The organism is Enterobacter sp. JJBC (genome assembly GCF_036936505.1).
Lineage (GTDB): Bacteria > Pseudomonadota > Gammaproteobacteria > Enterobacterales > Enterobacteriaceae > Enterobacter > Enterobacter hormaechei_C.
The window spans coordinates 2372036-2397351 of the sequence record NZ_CP136935.1 but is presented as its reverse complement, the minus strand read 5'-3'; the positions used below and the strand labels follow the sequence as shown (position 1 = coordinate 2397351).

The 25316-nt window shown below is 56.8% G+C and carries 26 protein-coding genes; 7 read left to right on the top strand and 19 right to left on the bottom strand.

The features are described from left to right. Positions 1-149 precede the first annotated feature (149 nt). On the top strand, positions 150-698 hold the full coding sequence (locus RY075_RS11605) for a GNAT family N-acetyltransferase (protein ID WP_045336268.1): 549 nt from the start codon (positions 150-152) through the stop codon (positions 696-698). Here the strand turns inward: RY075_RS11605 and RY075_RS11600 are convergent. The 8 genes from RY075_RS11600 to sad all read right to left on the bottom strand — a co-directional run bounded on the left by RY075_RS11600 (position 686) and on the right by sad (position 9454). Then, the gene (locus RY075_RS11600) at positions 686-1600 is read right to left on the bottom strand and encodes a bestrophin family protein (RefSeq protein WP_045349936.1); all 915 of its coding nucleotides are present in this window, start codon (positions 1598-1600) and stop codon (positions 686-688) included. The two genes, RY075_RS11605 and RY075_RS11600, sit on opposite strands and share 13 nt — an antisense overlap. A 201-nt stretch (positions 1601-1801) precedes the next feature. After that, positions 1802-3253, bottom strand: a complete 1452-nt coding sequence (locus tag RY075_RS11595) for a tagaturonate reductase (RefSeq protein WP_338628618.1) — start codon at positions 3251-3253, stop codon at positions 1802-1804. Between the two features lie 116 nt (positions 3254-3369). Further along, positions 3370-3897 (bottom strand): GNAT family N-acetyltransferase, encoded by a 528-nt coding sequence (locus tag RY075_RS11590; protein ID WP_109949106.1) that lies wholly within the window; start codon positions 3895-3897, stop codon positions 3370-3372. Between the two features lie 82 nt (positions 3898-3979). Then, positions 3980-4945 carry a sensor domain-containing diguanylate cyclase gene (locus RY075_RS11585; RefSeq protein WP_032609205.1) on the bottom strand — a complete coding sequence of 322 codons (966 nt, stop codon included), beginning with the start codon at positions 4943-4945 and terminating at the stop codon, positions 3980-3982. 58 nt (positions 4946-5003) lie between these two features. Continuing rightward, positions 5004-5366 carry a DUF4186 domain-containing protein gene (locus tag RY075_RS11580; protein WP_003857163.1) on the bottom strand — a complete coding sequence of 121 codons (363 nt, stop codon included), beginning with the start codon at positions 5364-5366 and terminating at the stop codon, positions 5004-5006. Further along, a complete protein-coding gene (gene glsB, locus RY075_RS11575) occupies positions 5366-6292 on the bottom strand; it encodes a glutaminase B (protein WP_003857165.1) in 927 nt (308 codons plus the stop codon). The genes RY075_RS11580 and glsB overlap by 1 nt, the downstream gene beginning before the upstream one ends. Before the next feature lie 62 nt (positions 6293-6354). Beyond that, on the bottom strand, positions 6355-7944 hold the full coding sequence (locus tag RY075_RS11570) for a methyl-accepting chemotaxis protein (protein WP_048208644.1): 1590 nt from the start codon (positions 7942-7944) through the stop codon (positions 6355-6357). Positions 7945-8071: 127 nt separating this feature from the next. Beyond that, positions 8072-9454: a succinate-semialdehyde dehydrogenase gene (gene sad, locus RY075_RS11565; RefSeq protein ID WP_003857170.1), complete on the bottom strand. Its 1383-nt coding sequence runs from the start codon at positions 9452-9454 to the stop codon at positions 8072-8074. Between the two features lie 99 nt (positions 9455-9553). On the opposite strand from sad, the gene RY075_RS11560 reads away from it, so the two are divergent. After that, on the top strand, positions 9554-10432 hold the full coding sequence (locus RY075_RS11560) for a LysR family transcriptional regulator (RefSeq protein WP_017382364.1): 879 nt from the start codon (positions 9554-9556) through the stop codon (positions 10430-10432). On the opposite strand, the gene RY075_RS11555 is transcribed toward RY075_RS11560, so the two are convergent. Next, a complete protein-coding gene (locus RY075_RS11555; protein ID WP_032609197.1) occupies positions 10429-11241 on the bottom strand; it encodes a PhzF family phenazine biosynthesis protein in 813 nt (270 codons plus the stop codon). The two genes, RY075_RS11560 and RY075_RS11555, sit on opposite strands and share 4 nt — an antisense overlap. 22 nt (positions 11242-11263) lie before the next feature. Then, complete coding sequence (locus tag RY075_RS11550) at positions 11264-12052, bottom strand: PhzF family phenazine biosynthesis protein (RefSeq protein WP_032658391.1); 789 nt, start codon at positions 12050-12052, stop codon at positions 11264-11266. Positions 12053-12228: 176 nt separating this feature from the next. Here RY075_RS11550 and RY075_RS11545 point away from each other — a divergent pair, with 176 nt between their 5' ends. Next, positions 12229-13425: a sugar transporter gene (locus tag RY075_RS11545; protein ID WP_003857178.1), complete on the top strand. Its 1197-nt coding sequence runs from the start codon at positions 12229-12231 to the stop codon at positions 13423-13425. Positions 13426-13468: 43 nt separating this feature from the next. On the opposite strand, the gene RY075_RS11540 is transcribed toward RY075_RS11545, so the two are convergent. After that, positions 13469-14134 (bottom strand): MarC family NAAT transporter, encoded by a 666-nt coding sequence (locus tag RY075_RS11540; RefSeq protein ID WP_003857180.1) that lies wholly within the window; start codon positions 14132-14134, stop codon positions 13469-13471. A gap of 256 nt (positions 14135-14390) precedes the next feature. Between RY075_RS11540 and marR the strand changes: the two genes are divergently transcribed. From marR to marB, 3 genes are read left to right on the top strand one after another with little or no spacing between them, the layout of a single operon-like run. Next, a complete protein-coding gene (marR, locus tag RY075_RS11535; RefSeq protein WP_003857182.1) occupies positions 14391-14825 on the top strand; it encodes a multiple antibiotic resistance transcriptional regulator MarR in 435 nt (144 codons plus the stop codon). Positions 14826-14845: 20 nt separating this feature from the next. Further along, on the top strand, positions 14846-15226 hold the full coding sequence (gene marA, locus RY075_RS11530) for an MDR efflux pump AcrAB transcriptional activator MarA (protein ID WP_001303241.1): 381 nt from the start codon (positions 14846-14848) through the stop codon (positions 15224-15226). A gap of 32 nt (positions 15227-15258) precedes the next feature. Further along, on the top strand, positions 15259-15474 hold the full coding sequence (gene marB, locus RY075_RS11525) for a multiple antibiotic resistance protein MarB (protein ID WP_048208651.1): 216 nt from the start codon (positions 15259-15261) through the stop codon (positions 15472-15474). 38 nt (positions 15475-15512) lie between these two features. On the opposite strand, the gene eamA is transcribed toward marB, so the two are convergent. Beyond that, on the bottom strand, positions 15513-16412 hold the full coding sequence (gene eamA / locus RY075_RS11520; protein WP_032658384.1) for an O-acetylserine/cysteine exporter: 900 nt from the start codon (positions 16410-16412) through the stop codon (positions 15513-15515). Positions 16413-16604: 192 nt separating this feature from the next. Here eamA and ydeE point away from each other — a divergent pair, with 192 nt between their 5' ends. Then, complete coding sequence (gene ydeE, locus RY075_RS11515) at positions 16605-17822, top strand: efflux MFS transporter YdeE (RefSeq protein ID WP_032609188.1); 1218 nt, start codon at positions 16605-16607, stop codon at positions 17820-17822. 46 nt (positions 17823-17868) lie between these two features. Here ydeE and zinT read toward each other — a convergent pair whose 3' ends face one another. The 7 genes from zinT to RY075_RS11480 all read right to left on the bottom strand — a co-directional run bounded on the left by zinT (position 17869) and on the right by RY075_RS11480 (position 25311). Beyond that, complete coding sequence (gene zinT / locus RY075_RS11510; RefSeq protein ID WP_003857190.1) at positions 17869-18507, bottom strand: metal-binding protein ZinT; 639 nt, start codon at positions 18505-18507, stop codon at positions 17869-17871. 52 nt (positions 18508-18559) lie between these two features. Then, complete coding sequence (gene urtE / locus RY075_RS11505) at positions 18560-19258, bottom strand: urea ABC transporter ATP-binding subunit UrtE (protein ID WP_032609186.1); 699 nt, start codon at positions 19256-19258, stop codon at positions 18560-18562. Between the two features lie 9 nt (positions 19259-19267). Then, on the bottom strand, positions 19268-20065 hold the full coding sequence (gene urtD / locus RY075_RS11500) for an urea ABC transporter ATP-binding protein UrtD (protein ID WP_015570541.1): 798 nt from the start codon (positions 20063-20065) through the stop codon (positions 19268-19270). Next, the gene (urtC, locus tag RY075_RS11495; RefSeq protein ID WP_338628615.1) at positions 20065-21138 is read right to left on the bottom strand and encodes an urea ABC transporter permease subunit UrtC; all 1074 of its coding nucleotides are present in this window, start codon (positions 21136-21138) and stop codon (positions 20065-20067) included. Before urtC ends, urtD begins: the two co-directional genes overlap by 1 nt. Further along, the gene (urtB, locus tag RY075_RS11490) at positions 21138-22712 is read right to left on the bottom strand and encodes an urea ABC transporter permease subunit UrtB (RefSeq protein WP_023324641.1); all 1575 of its coding nucleotides are present in this window, start codon (positions 22710-22712) and stop codon (positions 21138-21140) included. The genes urtC and urtB overlap by 1 nt, the downstream gene beginning before the upstream one ends. Positions 22713-22734: 22 nt before the next feature. Beyond that, a complete protein-coding gene (gene urtA, locus RY075_RS11485; protein WP_338628613.1) occupies positions 22735-24006 on the bottom strand; it encodes an urea ABC transporter substrate-binding protein in 1272 nt (423 codons plus the stop codon). Positions 24007-24207: 201 nt separating this feature from the next. Beyond that, a complete protein-coding gene (locus RY075_RS11480; RefSeq protein WP_023324640.1) occupies positions 24208-25311 on the bottom strand; it encodes a cobalamin-independent methionine synthase II family protein in 1104 nt (367 codons plus the stop codon). Between the last annotated feature and the right edge of the window lie 5 nt (positions 25312-25316).

The window sequence follows — 25316 nt, the reverse complement described above, 5'->3', positions numbered from 1 at the left end:
GGCTTCTTCGGGCCTGGCTTTTCTCAGCATCATATAACCCCTTTTATGGATAAACCTGAATAACAAAAGCACGACCAAATAGAATGTGATATTGATGAAAATACCAGAACCCAAACAAAAGCATAACGCTTAATTATGGAGATCAGCGGATGACCATACCCACGCTTACCACCGAGCGCCTGATATTACGCCCCCTGATTGCAGAAGATGCCGTCCAGATCCAGCAACGCTATCCGCGCTGGGAGATTGTCCGCTATATGGTGGCTTCAGTCCCCTGGCCCTACCCGGAAAACGGTGCAGAAAATTATGTCAACAACGTTGCACTGCCCGATATGGCCAAAGGGATTGCGTGGTTCTGGACGATTCGCCGTCGCGAAGCGTCTGACGAACTGATGGGGTTGATTTGCCTGTATGACGTGGAGGACAACAACCGGGGCTTCTGGCTCGCGCCGGAATTTCAGGGCCAGGGATATATGCGCGAGGCGAGCATTGCGGCCACGGATTACTGGTTCAATACGCTTAACAAACCGGTGTTGCGCGCGCCGAAAGCGGCTGCAAACAGCCGCTCCCGACGTATTTCAGACAGCAGCGGCATGCGGCTCATCAGGACGGAGAAGAAAGCCTATGTCAGCGGCCTGCTGGATTCGGAGCTGTGGGAAATCACCCGCGACGAGTGGAATGCCCGTCAGGTCAGCTGATAATGCTTATCCGGCATCAGTCTTTCAGGTATGTTCTCTTCATCGTTCATCTGCAACAGGTCGCGCTCCATCATGTTGCAGATGGCGTCCAGCGGCAGATCGTTATCTTCCGTTCCAAACGGATCTTCCAGCTCTTCCGCCAGCGTGTCCAGCGAGATAAAGGTGTAGGAAATCAGTGCAGAGACAAAGGGCGTCATGTAATGCAGATCAACGACCAGCGCAAACGGCAGCATGATGCAGAACAGATACACCGTCCGGTGCAGGATCAGCGTATAGGCAAACGGGACCGGCGTATTGGCGATACGCTCACAGCCAGCCAGCACGATGGACATATCATTAAGGCGGTTGTTGAGGCTGTGAAACAGAATGTCTGAAAGGTGCCCGCTACGCCGCCGCACGGCCAGCCACTCCCCCATGATCAGCAGGATACGGTTCGCCGGCGAGTTGGCGTCCATCACTTTGCGTAAATCGCCTGGAGCCAGATAGCGGGACAGCTGATCGGCATTGGTTTCTCTGCGTAGAGTCATTCGCAGACAGTTAGCAAACGCGATTTGCAGGCGGACAAACTCTCCAAGATGTTTATCATCCGGCAAGGTGTTTTTTACCTCGCGAAACAGCGAGCGCGCCGCTATCATCAACTGCCCCCAAAGCAGACGCGCCTCAACGTAGCGCGAATAACAGGCGTTATTGCGAAACCCCAGGAAGATGGCGATAGCCACACCCAGAATGCTGAACGGCGCGACGGTAAACCGGATACCCAGCGAGGTGTACCACGGCAGCATGACAATCACGGCGATGGAAAGCAGGAAGTTAAGCAGCAGTCGGGTATAAATTTTGGGAAGTACCGAACCATGCCAGACAAAAATCAGTTGCAGCCAGTGCTGTTGAGGACGAACAATCATAATCAGCTTCAGAAAAGTAAAGAGCGCGGCTATTAAACGTGATCCCCCTCACGGTTGCAAGCATGTTAATAGTTCATTGCATTTTCTGACCTGTTAAGCCTGAACCGCACGGTGCCGCAAGTGCTTTCTAAAAAAAGAACGTATAGTATGTTGTAACTAAATGGGGTCTTTAAAAAACCCGGCAAACGCCGGGCATTATGATTAGCAGAGCGGTTTCACCGCATCGCGCATGCCTTTGCTTAAAATCGCATCCAGATCCAGCGCAACCTGGTCTACCAGTCCGTTAACCAGAGTGAGATCCTGTTCCCAGTGTTCGCTCACGCTTAACACCGACGATACCAGTTCACGGGTAGTGACCTGTTTGTCGTGATGTTGCGTCCACAACTGCTGGTAACGTTCAAGCCAGTGCGCATCGTCCTGCACCGGATAGCGCTCACCGTTGCGCTCGCCACGGTAAAATGCAATCAGCGCCGCCAGAGCAAAGGTCAGACGTGCTGGCAGTTTGCCGGTCGCCTTCTGCCCTGCCAGCAGTTGCGGCAGAATGCGGGTGCGGTACTTGGTCATCCCGTTCAGTGCAATCGACAGCAGCTGATGCTTAATGTACGGATTACGGAAACGCCCCGTTACGGCACTGGCGAAGGAGTGCAGCTCGTCGCGCGGCAGATCCAGGACCGGAATAATCTCCTCATAAATAGCTCTCTCTACGAACGCGCAAATTTCCGCGTCGTTCATGGCTTCCCCAACCGTATCCAGGCCGGCCTGAAAAGCGACCGGAACCAGCGCCGTGTGCGCGCCGTTGAGGATCGCCACCTTACGCTCTTTATACGGTTTGATATCGTCAACAATCAGGACGTTAAGCGAGTATTTATCCAGGCGCAGTTCTGCTGCAAGTGATTTTGGCCCCTGAATAACAAACAGATAGAAATGTTCTGCCGTGTCGAGGAAGCAGTCTTGATAGCCCAGACCAGCTTCCAGCTCTGCCACCTCATCACGCGGATAGCCGGTAACAATGCGGTCAACCAGCGTCGAACAGAAAGTGTTAGCATCATTCAGCCACGCAATGAATGCCGCCGGCAGTGCCCACTCCTGTGCATAACGTAGCACCAGTTCACGCAGGGCATCGCCGTTGTAGTCGATAAGCTCACAAGGAATAATGATCCAGCCTTTATCCGCAGCCCCGTTAAAGTGGGTAAAGCGTTCGAACAGCAGACGCGTCAGTTTGGCCGGATAGCTGGCAGCAGGCGCATCGTCATACTTATCGCCCGCATGATAGCTGATGCCCGCTTCCGTGGTATTGGAGAAGACAAACCGCATGTCCGGGTTATGGGCGAGCTTCAGAAATTCATCGTACTGGCTGTAGACGCTGATTTCACGATTTACGGAACGAATAAGACGCGCATCGCTTACCGCTTCTCCCTGCTCATTCAGACCACGAATAATCGTGGTATACAGACCTTCCTGGGTGCTCAGCGACGGCGGAAAATCGCTCTGGATCGGCCGCACAATCACCACACCGGCATTGAGATCGGTATGCTCGTTTAAGAGGTCGATTTGCCAGTCAACGAACGCGCGCAGGAAGTTACCTTCGCCAAACTGGATGATACGTTCAGGGTAGCACGCACCGGGGAAATCACGACGGTTGAGAGTGTTCACAATGGAGGTCCTTTATTATTAGTCATACAGCCTGATAAGATTGGTGTGATAACTTATCAAAACTTCAGGACCAGAACCCCTGTCTGGATCAACTCAGGACGCGATGGTGAAAAATATCAAAGAAATTTATAGAACATCGAGGTCGCCGTCATGTCCCCGTTCGGCATCAGGGCGTAGCGTGGGATCTCCCCCGCCTTTTGCCAGCCCGCTCTCTGATAAAACGTCTCCGCGCCGCTGCCGGTCGAGGTATCAAGCACCAGCACCGTAAGCGCTTTTTCACGCGCAACCGCCTCCAGGGCTTCCATCAGCGCCATTGCCGCCCCTTTACGGCGCGCCTTCTCATGAACCAGCAGTTTCGCGACATCTGCACGGTGCGGCTGGTTTTCAGGCTGATCGGTGATCAGCTGGACCGTGCCAACCAGCCCCTGCTCCGCATCAAAACAGCCCAGGACGGTACGCTCGTCGCGCCCGATGCTGTCTGCGACGCCGAGCCAAAAGGTTCGGGCTTTCCCGGCAGAAAAAGGCAGCATAAAGCTGACGGAGGCGCCGCCGTTGACACAGTTGACGAGAATATCGTTCAGGGCATCAATGTGGGTGAGGATGTCCTGTCGGGAGAGAGGTTTAATCAGCATGGGAGAGTTCATTGCGCGTCCTTAGGTTGAATCTCTCCACTTTGCTATTAACATTTTTGTAACGCAATAAGCGATGACATAGGATTTCGTTATGTCATTTTTCGCCGTGGTGTTGCCGCTTCATGGCGTACATTTGCGCATCCGCGTGTTTTAACCATGCCTGAATATCGTTGCGGTGATGATCGAACTCGCTCAGCCCCCAGGAGAACTGTAACGACCAGGGATGCAGCTGACGCGCGTTATACTTTTCCGTTTGTTCGACGAGATACTGCATGGCGATCCAGGCGCCAGGCTCATCGGTATCCGCAAACAGCACCGCGAACTCATCTCCCCCGAAACGTACCAGCAGATCGGCCTCGCGGAACGAGGAACGCATCAGGGCGGCCATCGCTTTCAGAGCTTTGTCACCCTCCTGATGTCCGAAGCGATCGTTAATGGTTTTGAAATGGTCCAGATCCAGCCAGCCAAGGGTTAACGGTTCTGCCCGACGCTGCGAAACCGACAGTGCAAACTGCGCAAACTGGTTAAACCCGCGACGGTTAAACAATCCCGTGAGTTCATCGGTCGTGGCGGCGCTAACGGCTGCAAATTCATCCTCCGCCAGCGCGCTGAGATCGGCCAGTACGGCGGCATCCGCAGCGGTAAACTCCCGCGGCGCGTAATCAATGAGACACAACGATCCTACGCACGCCCCGTCGCGTAAACGCAGCGGGAAACCGGCATAAAAGCGCACGCCCGGATCTCCCGCCACCTGCGGATTATCCGCGAAGCGTTCGTCCAGGAGCGTGTCACTCACCACCAGCGGCGCGTCACCCAGGATCGTATGACCGCAAAACGAGAGGTCGCGAGGCTGGCTGGCGAGTGCCCGGCCGTCAGCAGATTTCACGATCGCGGCGTGGTCATCCACCAGCGTAATCATCGCCAGCGGCACCCTGAAAAAGCGTGTTGCCAGCCGCGTAAGACGATCAAACGCGGGATAATTGTCGATCTCAAGCAGACCGGATTCGCGCAGCGCATTCATGCGCTCCGCTTCATTAACGGGAATTTGAGGTGCCTTCATAACGTCTCCTGACGCTGAGCATTAGTAAAAGCGTAGCTTAAACAGAGACATTGTCAGTTCAGGAGGCACGATTTACCTCTATGACCAGCCAATGATGGATTACGTTGACGATATACTGTTGTTGCTGCGCACTCAGCGGCACGCCCTGCGGAATAGCGTGCCACTTAGCCAGACAGCCCCGACAGCAGGTTGCCGTGGCATGCTGGGCGATAAAAACCGGATGGCCGCGCATCGGCGTCTGCTTACCGTCATTCACCGGGTGTGCAGGCGCCAGCCGCGCGGCGACAAAATCGGCGGCATGCTTATCGATAGTCTCTGCGCCCTTATCCCAGCAGTATTGCCGCTCTTTCGTCCCTAAATGAAATCGTGAACGAAACGTGGAGCGAGCCAGGCGCGCGAACAGAGGATCTAACGTTGACATCAGTATACGGACCGTCCAAGACGTTTGGTCAGCTGTTCCAGCGCCGCCACGCCCGCCAGTGAATTTCCGGTCTCGTCCAGTTCCGGGCTCCAGACGGCAATCGCCATCTCGTGGGGGACAATCGCCACGACCCCACCGCCAACGCCGGATTTAGCCGGCAGCCCCACGCGCCAGGCAAACTCACCGGCATTCTGATACATTCCGCTGGTTGCCATTAAGGCGTTGATCTGCCGGGCCTGCATCGGGGAGACAACGTCCTCGCCCAGATGAGGGGCATGGCCCTGATGCGCCAGAAACAGAAAAGTCTGCGCCAGTTCAACGCAGTTCATCTTCAGCGCGCAGTAATGAAAATAGTTTTGCAGCACCGTGGCAACGTCATTATGAAAGTTGCCGAAGGACTTCATCAGCCAGGCGATGGCGGCGTTACGTGCAGAGTGTTCAAACTCAGAGCGCGCTACCACCGGATCGTAGGCGATGTCCTGCACGCCGGAAAGCTGCCGCACAATCTGTAGCATCCGCTGGCGCGGCGCGCTCAGCCGGCTTTGCAGCATATCGCACACCACCAGCGCCCCGGCGTTAATAAATGGGTTACGCGGCTTACCCTGTTCGATTTCCAGCTGAAGAAGGGAGTTAAACGGCTGACCGGACGGATCTTTGCCCACCCGCTGCCAGATCTCCTGCTCGTCATACTGGCGCATGGCGGCAACGAGGCTAAGCACTTTTGAGATCGACTGAATGGAAAATCGCTCCAGCGCGTCTCCCGCCTGAAAACGCTGCCCGTCGACAGTACAAATGGCGATGCCGAGCTTATTACCGCTGATCGAGGCCAGCGCGGGAATGTAATCGGCAACCTTACCCTGCCCCAGTAACGGACGAACCTGCGCCAGAATCTCGTCCAGCATCTCATTATGGATGACCGCAGCCACACTTTGCTCCTTGCCCTCAGGCTAAAACGGGCTGCGAGTATAACAGAGGCTTATACGTCACGTCAGGCAGGGAGACGAAAACGCGAGACGGCCTGCAACAAAAGATCGGACTGTTGATGCAGGCGCTCAGAGGCATTTGACGCTTCGCTAACCAGCACATCAGTCTGACGCGATACCTGATTCAACGCCTGAAGTTGGCGCGTCATCTGATGAATGCTATCCCCCTGATTCAGGGTGGCCAAGGAAATATCATTCAGCAGGCTGCTCAGATTCGCCACCAGCCCGGTGACCTGTTGCAAATTCTCTTCCAGACGGTTTACCACCTGAGATCCTTCCTCAATGCCCTGAAGCGAGTGGTTAATCAGCGCCTGGATGGTTTGCGTAGAGTGACTGCTTTTTCTGGCCAGCAACCCCACTTCCCGGGCGACCACCGCAAATCCGCGTCCCTGCTCTCCTGCATGGGCGGCTTCAATGGCAGCATTGAGGGCGAGAATGTTGGTCTGAAACGCCACGCTGTCGATCATCGCGACGATCCCGCGCATCTCTGAGGATCGGTCGACGATCGTCTGCATCGAGCCATTCACCGCCGTCATCATTTGCTCCCCGCCTACGGCAGCCTGTCGGGCTTCATCCGCGCGCGAGCGGGCGAGTTTTGCATAACCTGTGTTCCCCTCAACGTGGGTTTCGAGATCGGCGATATGCGCGGTCACCTCCTCCAGCTCTTTGGCTTGTCGCGTAGACTGCTGATAAAGCTTCTGATTCCCCTGCGCAAGTGACCCAATATTTTCAACCATGGCGGTAGTGGCCTCGCTGACCTGAGTCACCAGCTGCTGTAGCCCAAGCTGCATGGCGGTAATACTGCCGCAGAGCTGGCTGATTTCACGGTTAAAGCGCACAACGTCAGGCGGCGTGCCTGATAAATCCCCTGCCGCAAGCTGGTTAATATGGATAATCAGACGGCGTAGCGGGGATATCACCCACTTCGCCATTCCAAACCAGACGGCTATGGCAATGGCCAGCAGCACCAGCGGCGCAAACAGGAACAGCCGTTGCAGGCCTGAGAGTTGTTCCATGAGCGACTGACGCCCCTGTATCGCCTGCTTCTCACTCCGTTGCTGATAGCGTGCAAAGTTGTCATTAAAATCGGTCTGAAAGGCCTGGGCGGGTACGGCAAAAAAGAGGTCGATGCTGTTGGTTTTCACTAGCCCTTCCGCCTGCTCGCTAATGGCACCGAAGAACAGCTGATAGCTGTTAACAAGCCCCTCGTCCTGCGGAGGATTAAGCGCGAGCCATGCTTGCCATGCCTGTTTAGACGCCGCCAGGGATTTTTGCGCCTCGTCCATCAGGCTATGCCAGCTCCCTTCCGAACCGGTCTCTTTATCCTGCATAAAGTACACTCCGGAGCGGTTGAGCAGATCGCTTGCGGCCAGCAGAGAAATACGGGCCTGATCCAGCCTGCTCTGCTGCTGCCAGGCCAGCTGATTGCGCTGTTCGTTACGCTGGGCTTGATTCAGGGAGGCGGTCAGCAGGAAGGAGGAAGAGAGTTGCAGGGCCGAGAAAAGGCCAATAATACAAAAGATGCCGGTCAGCAGGCCAAACTGACGAGGAATAAAGCGCGGCGCAAGACGGCGAAAAATTTGCGTTAGGTTCATAATTTTCTTCTGTAACAATACGTTAGGCGCGAGCGAGTCTACGAAACGAAAATGACAGAACCATTACGCAAAAATGACAGGAAACGTGAATTGCCGGGTAGCGGCCTGGCCTTACCCGGCAACAATATTAGATGCGGTCCTTCCACACCGTCTGCACATTACAGAACTCATGCAGACCGAAATGAGACAGCTCTCGCCCGAAGCCGCTCTTCTTCACTCCGCCAAAGGCAACGCGCGCATCGCTTGCGCTATAGCCGTTGATAAAGACTCCGCCGCACTCCAGCTCGCGAGAGAAGGTTTCAGCCAGCGCATCGTTCGCGGTAAAGACCGTCGCCGATAAGCCAAAATCGCTGTCGTTAGCCAGCTGCAACGCGTGCGCCGCATCATTGGCGACGGTAATCGCGGCCACCGGGCCAAACAGCTCCTGACGGAAGGCCGTCATCTGTGGGGTGACGCCGCCGAGTACGGTTGGCGCATAATAGTTACCGCTCCCGGCAAGCTTCTCTCCGCCGAGCAGCAGGGTCGCCCCTTCCGCCAGCGTAGCCTGCACCTGCTGATGTAGTTCATCGCGAAGATCAAATCGCGCCATCGGGCCAATATAGTTATCTTCCTCATCCGGTGCGCCCATCTTCAGCGCCTTGACCGCGTCAACAAAGCGTTGGGTAAAGGCGTCCGCTACGCCCGCTTCCACAATAAAGCGTTTTGCCGCCGCACAAACCTGTCCGGTATTCTGATAACGTCCGGCCACCGCCGCGTTGACGGCCAGATCAAGATCCGCATCGTTCAGAACGATAAACGGATCGGAACCGCCCAGCTCCAGCACGCATTTCTTCAGCGCCGCGCCCGCCTGCGCGCCAATTGCCGCACCAGCCCGAACGCTGCCGGTTACGGTCACCGCCGCGATACGCCGATCGTTAATCGCCTGGCTGACGCCGTCATTCGTCGCGTTCACCCAGCCAAAGACCCCCTCCGGGAAACCGGCATCCGCGAATACCTTCCCGATCAGCTCCGCCGAGCCGAGCACATTTGGCGCATGTTTAAGCAGATAGCTGTTCCCTGCCAGCAGGATCGGCACCGCACCGCGCAGCACCTGCCAGAGCGGGAAATTCCACGGCATCACCGCAAGAATAGGTCCCAGCGGACGGTACTCAATCACCGCATTTTCGACCTGGGTTGATTCCGGGTGCAGCATCGACGGGCCGTGTTCAGCGTACCAGTCGCAAAGGCTGGCGGACTTAGCCACCTCCGCACGCGCCTGCACAATGGGCTTGCCCATCTCCCGGGAGATAGTCTGCGCCATCTCTTCCGCACGGCTACGCAGTGCCGCACCCAGATCGCGAAGTTTTTGCGCCCGGTGCGCCACGCTTTCGCGTCGCCATTGACGAAAACCAGTATCCGCCTGTGCAATGGCACGCTCAACGTCACGGGACGTTGCCCACGGGTAAGCAGCCAGCGTTTCGCCGGTAGCCGGGTTGACAGAGTGGGCATGGGTAGCAGATGAATACGTCATGATGTTCTCCACGTAATAACAGTTGATTGATTGTGGCCTACTCTGCTATTTCTTAAAAATGAATAATACTCACCACCTTATTCACGAATCGAGAACGACATGGACTTAACACAGCTTGAGATGTTTAACGCCGTCGCACTGACCGGCAGCATTACCCAGGCGGCGCAGAAGGTACACCGGGTGCCGTCAAACCTCACCACCCGCATCCGACAGCTAGAAGCGGATCTCGGCGTGGAACTATTTATTCGCGAGAATCAGCGCCTGCGGCTTTCCCCCGCCGGGCACAATTTTTTGCGCTACAGCAAACAGATCCTGGCGCTGGTCGACGAAGCGCGAATGGTCGTCGCCGGGGATGAACCGCAGGGATTATTCTCGCTCGGCGCGCTGGAAAGTACCGCCGCCGTACGCATTCCGGAAAGTCTGGCGCGGTTTAACCAGCGCTATCCGCGCATTCAGTTTGCGTTATCCACCGGGCCTTCCGGTACGATGATTGACGGCGTGCTTGAAGGGACGCTTAGCGCCGCCTTTGTCGACGGGCCGCTCTCGCACCCGGAACTGGAAGGGATGCCGGTTTACCGGGAAGAGATGATGCTGGTCACCCCTGCGGGCCACGCGGAAGTGTCAAAAGCCACGCAGGTGAGCGGCAGCGACGTGTATGCCTTTCGCGCCAACTGTTCTTACCGGCGTCATCTGGAGAGCTGGTTCCATGCCGACCGCGTAACGCCGGGAAGGATCCATGAGATGGAGTCCTACCACGGGATGCTCGCCTGTGTGATTGCCGGGGCAGGCATTGCGCTGATGCCCCGCTCCATGCTGGAGAGCATGCCGGGGCATCATCAGGTGGCGGCGTGGCCGCTGGCGGAAAACTGGCGCTGGCTCACCACCTGGCTGGTGTGGCGACGCGGGGCGATGACCCGCCAGCTGGAGGCATTTATCGCGCTGCTGAACGAGCGTCAGCCACCTGCGCCCAGTTGTTAAAGTTGAACGTAGTCCTGGAGTCGAAGGAAAATTTTTCCCTTCATATACAGCGTGGCCTGCCCTCCAATCAGCACGCGGTCGCCTTTCAGCTCGCAGCGCAGATCCCCGCCGCGCAAGGAGACCTGGCGGGCCGACATCTGCGTTTTTCCGAGCTTTTCACTCCAGTACGGGATCAGCATGCTGTGCGCTGATCCCGTCACCGGATCTTCGGGCACCCCTTCCCCCGGGCAGAAGAAGCGGCTGACGAAATCATACTCATCTCCCGGCGCTGTAACGCAGACCATTTTCCCCAGCGGGAGCATGGCAGTGATATCCGGCGTCAGCGCCTCCACCTGCCGCTGGCTGTCGAGCACCACCATGTAGTCACGCCCCACACGGACCTCGTTTGCCGCGTTAATGCCCAGCGCGCTGAACAGCACTGGGGGTGGAGTATCGACAACCTCGGTTGACCACGCCGGGAAATTAAGCGTCAGCCAGTCGCCGCTGCGTTGTACCGTCAGTTCGCCGACAAAGCGCGTGGTGAAGGTGATTTCCGTATGCGGATAATCCAGGTATTCAAAAATAACGTGAGAAGCCGCGAGGGTTGCGTGGCCACAGAGGTTAATTTCATCCTGCGTGGTAAACCAGCGCAGTTCAAACCCGTTATCCGTTCGGACAAAGAACGCCGTCTCTGACTGATTATGCTGTTTCGCCATCTTCAGCAGCGTCTCATCCGGTAGCCACGCTTCCAGCGGACACACCGCCGCCGCATTGCCGCCGAACGCCCTGTCGCTGAAGGCATCTACCAGATAAAAATCAATTTCCTGCATCGTTGGTTCCTCTTAGATTTATTCAGCGCAGAAATACTGTGCCCTTCAGATACAGCGCCGCCTGCCCGCCCATCCGCACGCGGTCGCCCTTGAGTTCGCAGCGTACGTCTCCTCCACGGGCGGAAACCTGGCGGGCAAACATCTGTGTTTTGCCAAGCTGTTCACTCCAGTAAGGGATCAGCATGGTGTGCGCGGAGCCGGTGACAGGATCTTCCGGCACGGCCACGCCCGGCGAGAAGAAACGACTGATAAAGTCGTATTCTCCTTCGTCCCGGGCGGTGACGGCCACTTTATGCTCCCCCGGCGTCATGGCGGAGAAATCCGGATTAATGGCTTCCACCTGCTCGCGGCTCTCCAGTACCAGCACCCAGGCGCGGCCTTTTCGCGCCTCGACGTAGTGGCTGATACCGAGTGCGGTGAGCAACTCCGGTGGCGGCGTCTGCGCCTGCGTCGGGCAGGCCGGGAAGTCCAGCGTCATCCAGTCACCTTCACGGCTGACGGTCAGGCGACCAGAGGCAGTGTCAAAATGAAGGCGTGAGTCCGGATAATCCAGTTCGTTAAACAGAATATACGCCGCGGCAAGCGTCGCGTGACCACACAGATTAACCTCGGTTAGCGTGGTGAACCAGCGCAACTCGATCCCCCCTTTTGTACACACAAAAAACGCGGTTTCCGACTGGTTATGCTGTTGTGCCATCCGCAGTAACGTCTCATCCGGTAGCCACGCGTCGAGGGGGCACACCGCCGCCGGGTTGCCGCCAAAGGAGGACGCGCTGAACGCATCTACCAGATAAAAATCAATCTCCTGCATTGTGTTACCGCCTGTTTTTGTTGTGTTGTTCTTTATCTTCAATGAAAACAACCGCGTTCGCTACCGCTGCATGAAGGTAAATTTTGTGATTCATATCACATAACGGTTGAGTTTTCGCCGTTTAAGGCTTTAAGATCGTCTCCTCATCTTTCAGGCAACGAATCCCAGATATCCCTATGACAACACACACGGTTTCCCGCAGGGTCGCGTGGCTACGCGTGGTCACGCTCGCCATCGCAGCGTTTATTTTCAACACCACGGAATTTGTTCCGGTTGGGCTGCTGTCCGACATTGCGGCCAGCTTCCATATGGAAACGGCACAGGTTGGCATTATGCTGACCATCTATGCATGGGTGGTAGCGCTGATGTCGCTGCCGTTTATGCTGCTGACCAGCCAGATGGAACGTCGTAAGCTGCTGATTGGGCTGTTTGTGGTGTTCATTGCCAGCCATGTGCTGTCATTTATGGCATGGAACTTCACCGTGCTGGTCATCAGCCGCGTCGGCATCGCGTTTGCCCATGCCGTTTTCTGGTCGATCACCGCATCGCTCGCCATTCGTCTGGCCCCGGCGGGGAAACGCGCCCAGGCGCTGAGCCTGATTGCCACCGGAACGGCGCTGGCGATGGTGTTAGGCCTGCCGATCGGGCGCATTGTGGGTCAATACTTCGGCTGGCGCACCACCTTCTTTGCCATCGGCATGGGGGCGCTGATCACCCTGGTGTGTCTGATCAAACTGCTGCCAAAACTGCCCAGCGAACACTCCGGCTCGCTGAAAAGTCTTCCGCTGCTGATGCGTCGACCGGCGCTGATGAGCATCTATTTGCTGACCGTGATTGTGGTGACCGCCCATTACACGGCCTACAGCTATATTGAGCCGTTTGTTCAGGTTGTGGCGGGCTTTAGCGCTAACTTTGCCACCGTTCTGCTGCTGATCCTGGGCGGCGCGGGGATTATCGGCAGCATCCTGTTCGGGAAGCTGGGCAATCAGCATGCGTCTGCGCTTGTAAGCAGTGCGATTGGCCTGCTGCTGGCATGTCTGCTGTTACTGATGCCTGCGGCAGGCAGCGAGAGTCATCTGGCGATCCTCAGTCTGTTCTGGGGCGTGGCGATCATGATTATTGGTCTGGGAATGCAGGTCAAAGTGCTGGCGCTGGCCCCGGACGCCACGGACGTAGCGATGTCGCTCTTCTCCGGGATTTTTAATCTGGGGATTGGCGCCGGTGCGCTGGTGGGAAATCAGATCAGCCTGCATGTATCGATGTCGGCCATTGGCTATCTCGGGGCGATTCCGGCGCTGATCGCGCTGATCTGGTCGGTGCTTATCTTCCGTAAATGGCCGGTCGCGATGGAAGAACAGACCAGCCACGGTTGACGTTTGTTGTGCCGGGTGGCTCTGCGCTTACCCGGCAACGTTCTCAATGATACGTCTTAACAATCTCCAGCACGCCGTTAATAATAAACTGCACGCCCATACAGACCAGCAGGAAGCCCATCAGACGGGAGATAGCTTCAATCCCCCCCTTGCCCACCCAGCGCATAATCGCCCCGGAACTGCGCAATGACCCCCAGACAATAATGGCAATAAGCGCAAAAATGATCGGCGGCGCAACGGTGATAACCCAGTGCGGAAATGTCGACCCATCACGCACCGTTGAGGCGGAACTGATGATCATCGCAATCGTTCCCGGCCCTGCCGTGCTCGGCATGGCTAACGGCACAAACGCGATGTTGGCGCTCGGTTCGCTTTCAAGCTCCTCCGATTTGCTTTTGGCTTCCGGGGATTCGTGCGCTTTGTGCGCCGGGAACAGCATCCGGAAACCAATAAAGGCCACGATCAGCCCGCCAGCGATACGCAGACCGGGAATCGAAATACCAAAGGTATTCATCACCAGTTGCCCGGCGTAATAAGCCACCATCATTATGGCAAAGACGTACACAGAGGCCATCATCGACTGCTGATTGCGCTCCGCGCTGTTCATGTTCCCCGCCAGCCCCAGAAAAAGCGCCACCGTCGTTAACGGGTTCGCCAGCGGCAGCAACACCACCAGCCCAAGCCCCACTGCTTTAATCAAATCCAACATAATGCACCGCAGTCCTTATCCTTATTCAACATCGCAATTATAGGGGCAAATCCTCGTCCGTAGCCATCCGCGCAGCGTAACCATAATTGTCTCTCGTAATTGATAACCCCAGATTATCTGTATGATTTAAAAGCGTACAGAATGAGTTCCTGAAGCGTTTTAGCATTTCGTGGCATCGGCCGATTCATTCAGTTGACTTATACTTGCCTGAGCAATAATATCTGCCGTGACTAAACTACTTGCCAGGGCAACCATTGTGAAAAGCACCAGTGACCTCTTTAACGACATAATCCCACTGGGTCGTCTTATTCATATGGTTAATCAGAAAAAAGATCGCCTGCTCAATGACTATCTGTCACCGCTGGATATCACCGCAACACAGTTCAAAGTGCTGTGTTCCATTCGCTGCGAAGTGTGTATCACGCCGGTTGAGCTGAAAAAGGTGCTCTCTGTCGATCTGGGTGCGTTAACCCGCATGCTGGATCGTCTCGTCTGTAAAGGATGGGTAGAACGAAGCCCTAACCCAAATGACAAACGTGGCGTACTGGTGAAACTGACCAGCGATGGCGCGGCCATGTGTGAGCAATGTCATCAATTAGTAGGACAAACACTGCACCAGGAACTGACAAAAAACTTAACGGCGGATGAAGTGGCAACGCTTGAGCTTTTACTCAAGAAAATCCTGCCGTAAACAGAAAAAGAGGTATGACGATGTCCAGACGCAATACTGACGCTATCACCATTCATAGCATTTTGGACTGGATCGAAGATAACCTGGAATCTCCGCTCTCCCTTGAGAAAGTGTCTGAGCGTTCAGGTTACTCAAAATGGCACCTGCAACGGATGTTTAAAAAAGAGACCGGCCATTCATTAGGACAATATATTCGCAGCCGCAAGCTGACGGAGATTGCCCAAAAACTGAAAGAAAGCAATGAGCCGATCCTCTATCTGGCGGAACGTTACGGATTTGAATCGCAACAAACCCTGACGCGTACGTTCAAGAACTACTTTGACGTGCCGCCTCATAAGTACCGTATTACCAGTATGCCGGGTGAATCCCGTTATCTGTATCCGCTTAAACATTGCAGTTAATCATCGCCTGTTAAGACGTAACCGAGGAAATCATGAAATTTATCGCCTCCGCCGCCCTCACCTTGCTGGTGCTGGTTTCCGGCCAGAGCTTCGCGGAGCAAAACCCCAGTGCGGGGCAGCAAAATAATCGTGACACCATGATTATGCCGTCCACGCAAAACCAGTCGCCCTGGGACTTCAATCACATGGGCGCTGGCAGCGACAAATCCGACGAATTAGGCGTGCCGTATTACAACCACGACCTGTAATTCGTTTTTGCCCCGCTAATGCGGGGCTTTTTTCTGCCTTAACTCTGCACCCGCGTCGCCCGACGCACCCGCAAGCCAAAGACGTTGATATACAGCCCGGCCATAATCAGCCCTGCGCCACACAGTTGCAGCGCGCTGAGCGTTTCATCCAGCAACAGTGCGGCGCTGGCAAGCCCGACCACCGGTACCAGCAGCGATAACGGCGCCACGCGCCAGGTTTCATAGCGTCCGAGCAGCGATCCCCAGATACCATAGCCAATGATTGAGGCAACGAACGCCAGGTAGATCAGCGACAAAATAGTCGTCAGGTCGATCTCCACCAGGCTTTTCAGCATCGCCTGCGGCCCCTCCAGAATAAATGACGCGGCCATAAACGGTACGATGGGGATCAACGCGCTCCAGACCACCAGCGATAAGACCGCCGGACGCGCCTCGTGCTGCATTATCAGCTTGTTAAAGATATTGCCGCACGCCCAGCTCAGCCCCGCCGCCAGGGTGAGCATAAAGCCCAGCAGCGCGACATGCTGACCGTTGAGGCTGCCTTCAATCAGCACCAGCACGCCAAAGACCGCAAGGCTAATGCCCGCCAGCTGCTTGCCCTGCAAGCGTTCGCCAAAGACAAACGCGCCGAGAATGATGGTAAAGAACGCCTGCACCTGAAGCACCAGCGAAGCCAGGCCCGCAGGCATACCGAATTTAATAGCGCAAAAAAGAAACGCAAACTGACCAAAGCTGATGGTGAGGCCGTAGCCCAGCAGCAGCTTGAGGGGAATTTTCGGGCGGGCGACGAACAGCAGCGCCGGAAACGCCACCAGCAGGAAGCGCAGACCCGCCAGCATCAATGGAGGCATGTTGTGCAACCCCATTTTGATGACCACAAAATTGAGTCCCCACGCCACGACAACCAGCAACGCTAACAGCCCGTCTTTCCGCGTCATTTTCCGCCCCTGAAATATTAAAATTTTGTAAACACTTCAAGGTAACAGAAAAAATAGCCCCGCGAGAAGATCATTAATTCTGGTACTGAAGAGAAGCACTTGCGGATAAATTGGGTGCTATACAAGCTGCCGATCCCATGATAATCCTGTAATAACACAACAAAAAAGCATAAGCATTTGTCGGGCAGGAAAATGAAACCATCAATCAGGCGCTCAACCGCAGCGCTGCTGGCATCGTCATTGTTATTAACAATTGGCCGCGGGGCAACGCTGCCCTTTATGACCATATATCTTACACGCGTGTACGATATGAGCGTGGAGAATATTGGCTATGCCCTTACCGTGGCGTTGACCATTGGCGTGGTGTTTAGCCTGGGGTTTGGCATCCTGGCGGATAAATTCGACAAAAAACGCTATATGCTGATCGCCATCGTCGCCTTTATCGCCGGGTTTGTGGCCATTCCGCTGGTGAATAACGTGACGCTGGTAGTGCTGTTCTTTGCCCTGATTAACTGCGCCTATTCCGTCTTCTCAACGGTGCTGAAAGCATGGTTTGCCGACGTGCTGACCTCCAGCGAAAAGGCGCACGTTTTCTCACTCAACTACAGTTTCCTGAACATCGGCTGGACGATCGGGCCGCCGATCGGCACCCTGCTTGTGATGTACAGCCTGCAACTGCCGTTCTTGCTGGCGGCCTTCTGCGCCGCACTGCCGCTCGGGTTTATCCATTTCTTTGTGCAGAAAAGCATAGCCTCGGACAGCCCTGAGGAGAAAATGCCATGGCAACCCTCGGTGCTGCTGAAAGACCGGGCGCTGTTCTGGTACACGCTTTCCGGGCTGCTGGCGTCGTATGTGGGTGGATCGTTTGCCACCTGCATTTCCCAGTATGTCCTCGCTGCACATGCGGACAGTGATTTCGCAGAAAAGGTGGTGGCCGTTGTGCTGCCCGTCAACGCGGCGGTGGTCGTCACCCTGCAATATGCGCTTGGACGGAAGATCACCGCCAGCAATATCCGTCCGCTAATGACCGCCGCGACGCTTTTTTTCATCCTCGGGCTGGGGGGGTTTATGCTTTCCGGCGAGAACCTGATTTACTGGGGGATCGCGGCAGCGATTTTCACCCTGGGTGAGATTATTTATGCACCGGGTGAATACATGCTGATCGACAATATCGCCCCGCCGGGCATGAAGGCGAGCTACTTCTCCGCACAAGCGCTGGGCTGGCTGGGCGCGGCGGCGAACCCGATGATCACCGGGCTCATCCTGACCCATCTGCCGCACTGGTCATTATTTATCATTATGATGGCCGCCATCATTGCGGCCTGGCTGATGATATTGCGCGGGATGCGCGTGAAAAGTGAAGATAGAGTGTCGAGTAGCGCTGCGCTTACCCGACCTGGAAAACCCTAATCCCAGGCCGGGTAAGGCGAAGCCGTCCCCCGGCAAAACCAACACCTTAGTGGTGCAACATCTCCTCCACCACCTGCTCCTTGTACATCTCATTCGGGTAGTAGGTCGGCCAGTTATCCATCTCTTTCAGCAGCGCCTCGTGGGAGGTGTTGCCCATAAAGATATGGAAGTGTGAAGAGGCTTTCGGCCCGATGATATGGTCGCTGAACTGCACAAACTTAGGCGCCTCGCTCGCGTTATCCTTGCACTCAAACAGGTAGCGCACACCTTTTTTCCCCGACGCATAGGTCAGAATTTTGTAGCCGCTGTAGTCGTAGCGGCAGCTGCTCACCGTTTTGCCTCGGTGGAATTCCATCACGTTGTTTTCAATGCCGATGGCGTCCACGTCCGTCGCGTAACCCTTGCGGTAGTAGGCCTTCACCTCGGCAGCAGATTTTTCTCCCTTCTGCGCTTTCTTTTCGAAAACCGGATCCAGCGAACCATCAAGCAGGAACGGGTAAACAGACTGCCATGTTCCGTCCCAGTCAGACAGCTTCCTGTCCCTGACGTCTTTATCCTCAAAGACGCCGTTTGCCGCCTTCTGTTCCGCCTCCGTCATCTGATGACCGTGCGAATGGGCAAAAAGCGAGCCGCTTACCAGCAGCGTTCCCAAAGTCAGCGCAATTTTTCCAGGTTGTGCAGCCACAGCAAAATCCTCATTCCGTTTTATAAGAATAGGGATGTTATATTATAACATTTCAGATCGCAACCAGCCCGCGAACGCCCTCCCGCTCCATATTCTCCCCGCGCCCCTGCTGGACGATGCTGCCGCGCGACATCACCAGATAGCTGTCGGCCAGCTCTGCCGCAAAATCATAAAATTGCTCCACCAGCAGGATCGCCATATCCCCCCGGTTCGCCAGGCTGCGGATCACCTGCCCAATCTCTTTAATCACCGACGGCTGAATACCTTCCGTGGGTTCATCCAGAATCAGTAATTGTGGACGGCTCGCCAGCGCGCGACCAATCGCCAGCTGCTGTTGCTGACCACCGGAAAGATCGCCTCCGCGTCGGTGCTTCATCTCCTTCAGCACCGGGAAAAGCTGCCAAATCTCCTCCGGTACGCTCCTTGCGTTTCCCGCTGAGAAGCGCGTCAGCCCCATCAGCAGGTTTTCTTCTACGGTCAGACGCGGAAAAATCTCCCGCCCCTGCGGAACATACGCCACGCCGGACTGCACTCGCTGGTGCGGTTTACTGTGAGTGATGGTCTTTCCCTGCCAGACGACCTCCCCGGCTTTCACCGGGATCAGCCCCATCAGGCACCTCAGCAGCGTGGTTTTGCCCACCCCGTTGCGCCCCAGCAGGCAGGTAACTTCCCCGACGACCGCCTCAAAGCTCACCCCGCGCAGAATATGACTTCCGCCGTAGTACTGATTCAGTTCGCTAACCTGTAACATCCCCTCTCCTTAGCGTCCCAGATAGACGTCAATCACCTGTTCATTGGCCTGTACCTCGCGAAGCGAACCTTCCGCCAGTACGCGCCCCTGATGCAGCACCGTGACGTGGTCGGCGATGGTCTCAACGAAACCCATATCGTGCTCAACCACCATCAGCGAATGCTTGCCTGCCAGGGTGCGGAACAGCTCGGCAGTGTATTCCGTCTCGGCGTCGGTCATACCGGCGGCGGGTTCGTCCAGCAGCAACAGGTGCGGGTCCTGCACCAGCAGCATGCCGATCTCCAGAAACTGCTTCTGTCCGTGGGAAAGCAGTCCGGCACGGCGATCGCGCTCACTGCCAAGCCGCAGCAAAACCAGCATCTCGTCAATGCGGTCGCGCTGCTCGCCGCTGAGCGTTGCCCGCAGGCTCGCCCAGACGGACCTGTCGGCTTTCATGGCGATTTCGAGGTTTTCCCCTACGGTCAGCGCTTCAAACACGGTCGGCTTCTGGAACTTACGGCCAATGCCCTGACGGGCGATGGCCGCCGGTTCCAGGGCTGTCAGATCGATGGACTGATCGTAAATAGCTTTCCCGCTTTTTGGCCGGGTTTTGCCGGTGATCACGTCCATCAGCGTGGTTTTACCGGCTCCGTTAGGGCCAATGATGCAGCGCAATTCTCCGACGCCGATATTCAGCGAGAGATCGGTCAACGCCTGAAAACCGTCGAAACTGACGTTAATGGCCTCGAGCTGCAACACCGGATCGGTCTGCTCGCGGTAACGGTCGCCCGGTAGCTGGCGGGTAAAGAGTCCTTCAGAGGGCTGCATTAATTCTCTCCCTTACGAAACAGACCGAACACGCCGCGCGGTAAAAACAGCGTCACGGCGATGAAAATCAGCCCCAGAAACAGCTGCCAGTACTCCGGCATCGCCACGGTGAAAAAGCTCTTCGCACCGTTGACCAGCGCCGCGCCAATCACCGGGCCCACCAGAGTGCCGCACCCGCCCAGCGCTACCCAGATGGCCGCTTCAATCGAGTTGGTTGGCGACATTTCACCCGGGTTGATAATGCCCACCTGCGGAACGTACAGCGCCCCCGCCAGGCCACACAGCACGGCGGAAAGCGTCCAGACCAGCAGCTTGAAGCCGCGCGGATCGTAGCCGCAGAACGTGAGACGGTTTTCCGCATCGCGCACCGCCGTTAAAATGCGGCCAAATTTACTCTTCGCCAGCGCGTAGCCTGTGCCCAGGGCCAGAAGCAGCAGCACGACCGTTGCGAGAAACAGCGCGATCCGCGTGGTGGTCGCCGTGACGGAAAATCCGAGCAGCGTGGTAAAGCCGGTAAAGCCGTTATTGCCGCCAAAGCCGGTTTCGTTGCGAAAGAACAGCAGCATGCCCGCATAGGTCAGCGCCTGGGTCATGATGGAGAAATAGACCCCTTTGATCTTCGAGCGGAAAGCAAACCAGCCGAAGACCAGCGCCAGCAGGCCGGGTATCGTCACAATTAACACCAGTGCCCAGGCAAAATGCTGCGTTCCCCACCAGAACCAGGGCAGTTCGCTCCACGAGAGAAACGACATAAACGCGGGCAGCCCGTCTCCGGCCGCCTGGCGCATCAGGTACATGCCCATCGCATAGCCGCCCAGGGCGAAGAATATGCCGTGCCCCAGCGAGAGCATACCGGCATAGCCCCAGACCAGATCGAGGGCCACGGCGACCACCGCGTAGCAGAGGATCTTGCCGATGAGCGTCAACATCCACGTGGAAACGGCCAGCGGATGGGTGGCGGGCAACAGCGCGAGAAAAGGCAGCACCAGCAGCGCCGCAACCAGCAGACTGCCGAAGATTTGCGCGGTGCGCGGTGCCCTGCGCGCCAGTGTTAAGGTCAATGGCTGGCTCATCAGTCTGTCACCCTCCCTTTAAGTGCGAATAACCCCTGCGGACGTTTCTGGATAAACAGAATGATCGCCACCAGAATCAGGATCTTGCCCAGCACGGCGCCCATCTGCGGTTCAAGAATTTTATTGAAGATCCCCAGACCAAAGGCCGCCGCGACGCTACCGGCCAGCTGGCCGACGCCGCCGAGCACCACCACCAGGAACGAATCAATGATGTATCCCTGGCCCAGCTCCGGTCCCACGTTCCCCAGCTGGGACAACGCCACGCCGCCCAGCCCGGCAATGCCGGACCCGAGGCCAAACGCCAGCATATCTACCCGTCCGGTGGGGACGCCGCAGCAGGCCGCCATGCTGCGGTTTTGCGTCACCGCCCGCACGTTCAGCCCCAGACGCGTTTTATTCAGAATGAGCCAGGTGAAGAACAGCACCAGCAACACAAACCCGAGCACCACAATACGGTTCCACGGCAGCGTCAGGTTGGCGAAAACCTGCACCCCGCCGGACAGCCAGGCCGGGTTTGCGACCTCAAGGTTCTGAGCGCCAAAGGTCATGCGCACCAGCTGGATAAGCATCAGGCTGATCCCCCAGGTGGCGAGCAGGGTTTCCAGCGGGCGGCCATACAGATGGCGGATCACCGTGCGCTCCAGCACCATCCCGATACCTGCCGTCAGGCAAAACGCCACCGGCAGCGCCACCACCGGATAGAGCGCCAGCCACTGAGGCATCCACTGCGCCATAACCTGCTGCACCATCCAGGTGGCATACGCCCCGAGCATCAGCATTTCGCCGTGGGCCATGTTAATCACCCCCAGCAGACCATAGGTGATAGCCAGCCCGAGCGCGGCCAGCAAGAGTACCGATCCCAACGACAGGCCCATGAAGGCCTGCCCCAGCAGTTCGCCCCACATCAGCCGGTGCTGAATACGGTCCAGGCTCTCAGCGGCGGCGGCACGTACCCGTGCGTCCGGCTCGGTTTGCGCCCGGGTGAATGGCGTCAGCGTGGCCTGCACGTCCGGATCGTCAGACTGTCCCAGCAGTTCAACCGCGTTAAGGCGCGTTTCCGCCTGCGGACTCGCCAGCTGAAGATTTGCCAGCGCCAGCCTCAGCGACTGTCGGGTGACGTCGTCCGTTTCGCGATTAGCCCGCTGTTGCAGAAACCCGAGCATATCCGGCTGGGCGTCACGCTGAAGTTGCCGCGCGGCATGACGCCTTTCTGTGACACTGTCACTAACAAGCTGATGCGTCGCCAGCGCCGTGACGGTTAACACGCGCAGCCGGTTGGTCAGCCGCACGGCTTTGGTCGTTCCTTCGGCGCTCTTTGCCGCGCCCAGGGCAACCATTTCGCCGTCGATGCGGGTAAATGCCTTCTTCTGGCTGTCGGTATAAAGGTTCTCCTGTTGCAGCGCCTTAAGCAGCGGCAAACGTGCAGGTTCCGGCGTGGCTGCCCAGCGGGTCAGCATGGCGGTTTGCTGGCTGCGGCTAGCGGCAACGAAATCATCGGCATCCGATGCCTGCGCCATCCCTGGCAGCAGTCCGGTAAGCCACACAATCGCAATCATCATGCGTATGGCGTTCATGACGTCTCTCCCTGGTGGTGGCTTAGTTGCTGGCGGTTTTCATCGGCTGGTCAGGTTTTTTGTCATTCCCGGCGATAAACGGGCTCCACGGCTGAGCGCGTACCGGCTGTTCGGTTTGCCAGACGACGTTGAACTGGCCGTTGCCTTCGATTTCACCAATCATGACGGGCTTATGCAGGTGGTGGTTGGTGGCATCCATGGTCAGCGTAAAGCCGGACGGCGCGTTGAACGACTGGCCCGCCATTGCCGCGCGCACTTTGTCCACGTTGGTTGTCCCCGCTTTTTCAACCGCTTGCGCCCACATATGCAGGCCGACGTAGGTCGCTTCCATCGGATCGTTGGTGACGACGGTATCGGCATTCGGCAGCTTATGGGCTTTCGCGTAAGCTTTGTAGGCCGCGACAAAGGTCTGGTTGGTCGGGTTATCGACGGATTCAAAGTAGTTCCACGCCGCCAGGTTACCCACCAGCGGTTTGGTATCAATGCCGCGCAGTTCCTCCTCGCCCACCGAGAACGCCACAACCGGCACGTCCGTGGCTTTCAGCCCCTGGTTCGCCAGCTCTTTATAGAAAGGCACGTTGGAATCACCGTTGATGGTGGAGACCACCGCCGTTTTACCGCCCGCAGAGAATTTCTTGATACTGGCGACGATGGTCTGGTAATCGCTATGACCAAACGGGGTGTAGACCTCTTCAATATCTTTATCTTCCACGCCTTTCGAGTGCAGGAAGGCGCGCAGGATCTTGTTCGTGGTGCGCGGGTAAACGTAGTCCGTTCCCAGCAGGAAGAAGCGTTTCGCGCTGCCGCCGTCCTCGCTCATCAGGTACTCCACCGCCGGGATCGCCTGCTGGTTAGGCGCCGCGCCGGTATAGAAGAGGTAAGGTGACATCTCTTCACCTTCGTACTGCACCGGATAGAACAGCAAACCGTTCAGCTCCTCAAAAATCGGCAGAACCGATTTACGCGATACGGAGGTCCAGCAGCCAAACACCACGGCGACCTTATCCTGGCTCAGAAGCTGGCGGGCCTTTTCGGCAAACAGCGGCCAGTTGGAGGCCGGGTCAACCACCACCGGCTCCAGCTTTTTCCCGAGTACGCCGCCTTTGGCGTTGATTTCGTCGATGGTCATCAGGGCGACATCTTTCAGGGGCGTTTCTGAAATGGCCATCGTGCCGGAGAGTGAGTGCATGATCCCGACTTTAATGGTCTCTGCGGCCTGAACGCCAAAACTCACTCCCATGGCGACCACGGAGGCGGACAAGGCGAACGCTTTTATAAAGGTACGACGGTGCATATTTTCACTCCTGAAAAAGAAAGCTGTGCGAAGACGTCCGTTACCGCCCGGACGCAGAAAAAAGTAACGTCAGTTTCAGGAGAGCAAAAAGAGTGCCAGGTTGCAGAGGCAGGATTTAAACGGGTTCGAAGAGAGGATCTACGGGAAACGACTCAGAATGGTACAGCGCTGCACTGTAATAATGCAGCGCTGTAAACGATGTTACCAGACGTCGCTGGCGATTTGCGTCACCAGGCGAACTTTATCCCACTGCTGGGCTTCGCTCAGGCTGTTACCCTCTTCCGTGGAGGCAAATCCGCACTGCGGGCTGAGGCAAATCTGCTCTTTCGCCACGTAGCGCGCGGCCTCTTCCAGACGCGCTTTCACCCCTTCCGGGTTCTCCAGCTCACCGTGCTTGGTGGTGATCAGCCCCAGCACCACCTGCTGTTTACCCGGGCGCACAAAACGCAGTGGCGCGAAGTCGCCGCTACGGTCGTTGTCGTACTCCAGGAAGAACGCGTCGACGTTCACCGTGCCGAACAGCACCTCCGCCACCGGCTCATAGCCGCCTTCGGAAATCCAGGTTGAGCGGAAATTACCGCGGCAGACGTGTAGCCCGATGGTCAAATCGTCCGGTTTGCCCTCCAGCGCCTTATTCAGCACCCGGGCATAGGTTCGGGCAAGTTCGTCTGCATCATCACCGCGCTCGCGGATCTGGCGGCGCTGGTCTTCTGAACAAAGGTAGGCCCAGACGGTGTCATCCAGTTGCAGATAGCGGCAGCCTGCATCGTAAAAGGCCCGAATGGCATCGCGCCAGGTGGTCGCCAGATCGTCAAAGTAATCTTTCAGATCCGGGTAGACCGTGGCATCAATATCCTTGCGGCCACCGCGGAAGTGCAGCACGCTCGGGCTCGGAATAGTCATCTTCGGCTGTGCGTTACCGCTGATGCTTTTGAGGTAGCGGAAATCTTCCAGCATAGGATGATCGCCGAAGCCCAGTTTGCCCGTTACGCGCACGCCATGCGCTTTGGTCTGCACTCCGTTGAACTGAATGCCCTGCTGCGAATCATAACGCTCCACGCCCTGTAGCCCGTCAAAGAAGTCAAAGTGCCACCAGGCGCGGCGGAATTCACCGTCCGTTACCACATGCAGACCGCAGGCGCACTGCTGCTCGACAACATGGCGAATGGCCTCGTCCTCAACCGCGCGAAGCTGACCGGCATCGATCTCACCGCTGGCGAATTGCAGACGGGCCTGTTTAATGGAATCCGGGCGTAAAAAACTGCCGACTACATCGGCGCGGTACGGGGCGTGGTGTCGCTGCATGGAAA

Excerpts from the sequence above, each read along its gene's own strand:
- RY075_RS11570 (WP_048208644.1), bottom strand. The coding sequence starts at position 7,944 with ATGAACCTAACGCAAATTTTTCGCCGTCTTGCGCCGCGCTTTATTCCT.
- RY075_RS11545 (WP_003857178.1), top strand. The coding sequence starts at position 12,229 with ATGACAACACACACGGTTTCCCGCAGGGTCGCGTGGCTACGCGTGGTC.
- sad (WP_003857170.1), bottom strand. The coding sequence starts at position 9,454 with ATGACGTATTCATCTGCTACCCATGCCCACTCTGTCAACCCGGCTACC.
- ydeE (WP_032609188.1), top strand. The coding sequence starts at position 16,605 with ATGAAACCATCAATCAGGCGCTCAACCGCAGCGCTGCTGGCATCGTCA.
- urtA (WP_338628613.1), bottom strand. The coding sequence starts at position 24,006 with ATGCACCGTCGTACCTTTATAAAAGCGTTCGCCTTGTCCGCCTCCGTG.
- RY075_RS11605 (WP_045336268.1), top strand. The coding sequence starts at position 150 with ATGACCATACCCACGCTTACCACCGAGCGCCTGATATTACGCCCCCTG.
- marB (WP_048208651.1), top strand. The coding sequence starts at position 15,259 with ATGAAATTTATCGCCTCCGCCGCCCTCACCTTGCTGGTGCTGGTTTCC.
- RY075_RS11540 (WP_003857180.1), bottom strand. The coding sequence starts at position 14,134 with ATGTTGGATTTGATTAAAGCAGTGGGGCTTGGGCTGGTGGTGTTGCTG.
- marA (WP_001303241.1), top strand. The coding sequence starts at position 14,846 with ATGTCCAGACGCAATACTGACGCTATCACCATTCATAGCATTTTGGAC.
- RY075_RS11580 (WP_003857163.1), bottom strand. The coding sequence starts at position 5,366 with ATGTCAACGTTAGATCCTCTGTTCGCGCGCCTGGCTCGCTCCACGTTT.
- RY075_RS11550 (WP_032658391.1), bottom strand. The coding sequence starts at position 12,052 with ATGCAGGAGATTGATTTTTATCTGGTAGATGCGTTCAGCGCGTCCTCC.
- RY075_RS11600 (WP_045349936.1), bottom strand. The coding sequence starts at position 1,600 with ATGATTGTTCGTCCTCAACAGCACTGGCTGCAACTGATTTTTGTCTGG.
- RY075_RS11560 (WP_017382364.1), top strand. The coding sequence starts at position 9,554 with ATGGACTTAACACAGCTTGAGATGTTTAACGCCGTCGCACTGACCGGC.
- RY075_RS11480 (WP_023324640.1), bottom strand. The coding sequence starts at position 25,311 with ATGCAGCGACACCACGCCCCGTACCGCGCCGATGTAGTCGGCAGTTTT.
- urtC (WP_338628615.1), bottom strand. The coding sequence starts at position 21,138 with ATGAGCCAGCCATTGACCTTAACACTGGCGCGCAGGGCACCGCGCACC.
- RY075_RS11555 (WP_032609197.1), bottom strand. The coding sequence starts at position 11,241 with ATGCAGGAAATTGATTTTTATCTGGTAGATGCCTTCAGCGACAGGGCG.
- urtB (WP_023324641.1), bottom strand. The coding sequence starts at position 22,712 with ATGAACGCCATACGCATGATGATTGCGATTGTGTGGCTTACCGGACTG.
- RY075_RS11590 (WP_109949106.1), bottom strand. The coding sequence starts at position 3,897 with ATGAACTCTCCCATGCTGATTAAACCTCTCTCCCGACAGGACATCCTC.
- urtD (WP_015570541.1), bottom strand. The coding sequence starts at position 20,065 with ATGCAGCCCTCTGAAGGACTCTTTACCCGCCAGCTACCGGGCGACCGT.
- eamA (WP_032658384.1), bottom strand. The coding sequence starts at position 16,412 with ATGACGCGGAAAGACGGGCTGTTAGCGTTGCTGGTTGTCGTGGCGTGG.
- urtE (WP_032609186.1), bottom strand. The coding sequence starts at position 19,258 with ATGTTACAGGTTAGCGAACTGAATCAGTACTACGGCGGAAGTCATATT.
- RY075_RS11585 (WP_032609205.1), bottom strand. The coding sequence starts at position 4,945 with ATGAAGGCACCTCAAATTCCCGTTAATGAAGCGGAGCGCATGAATGCG.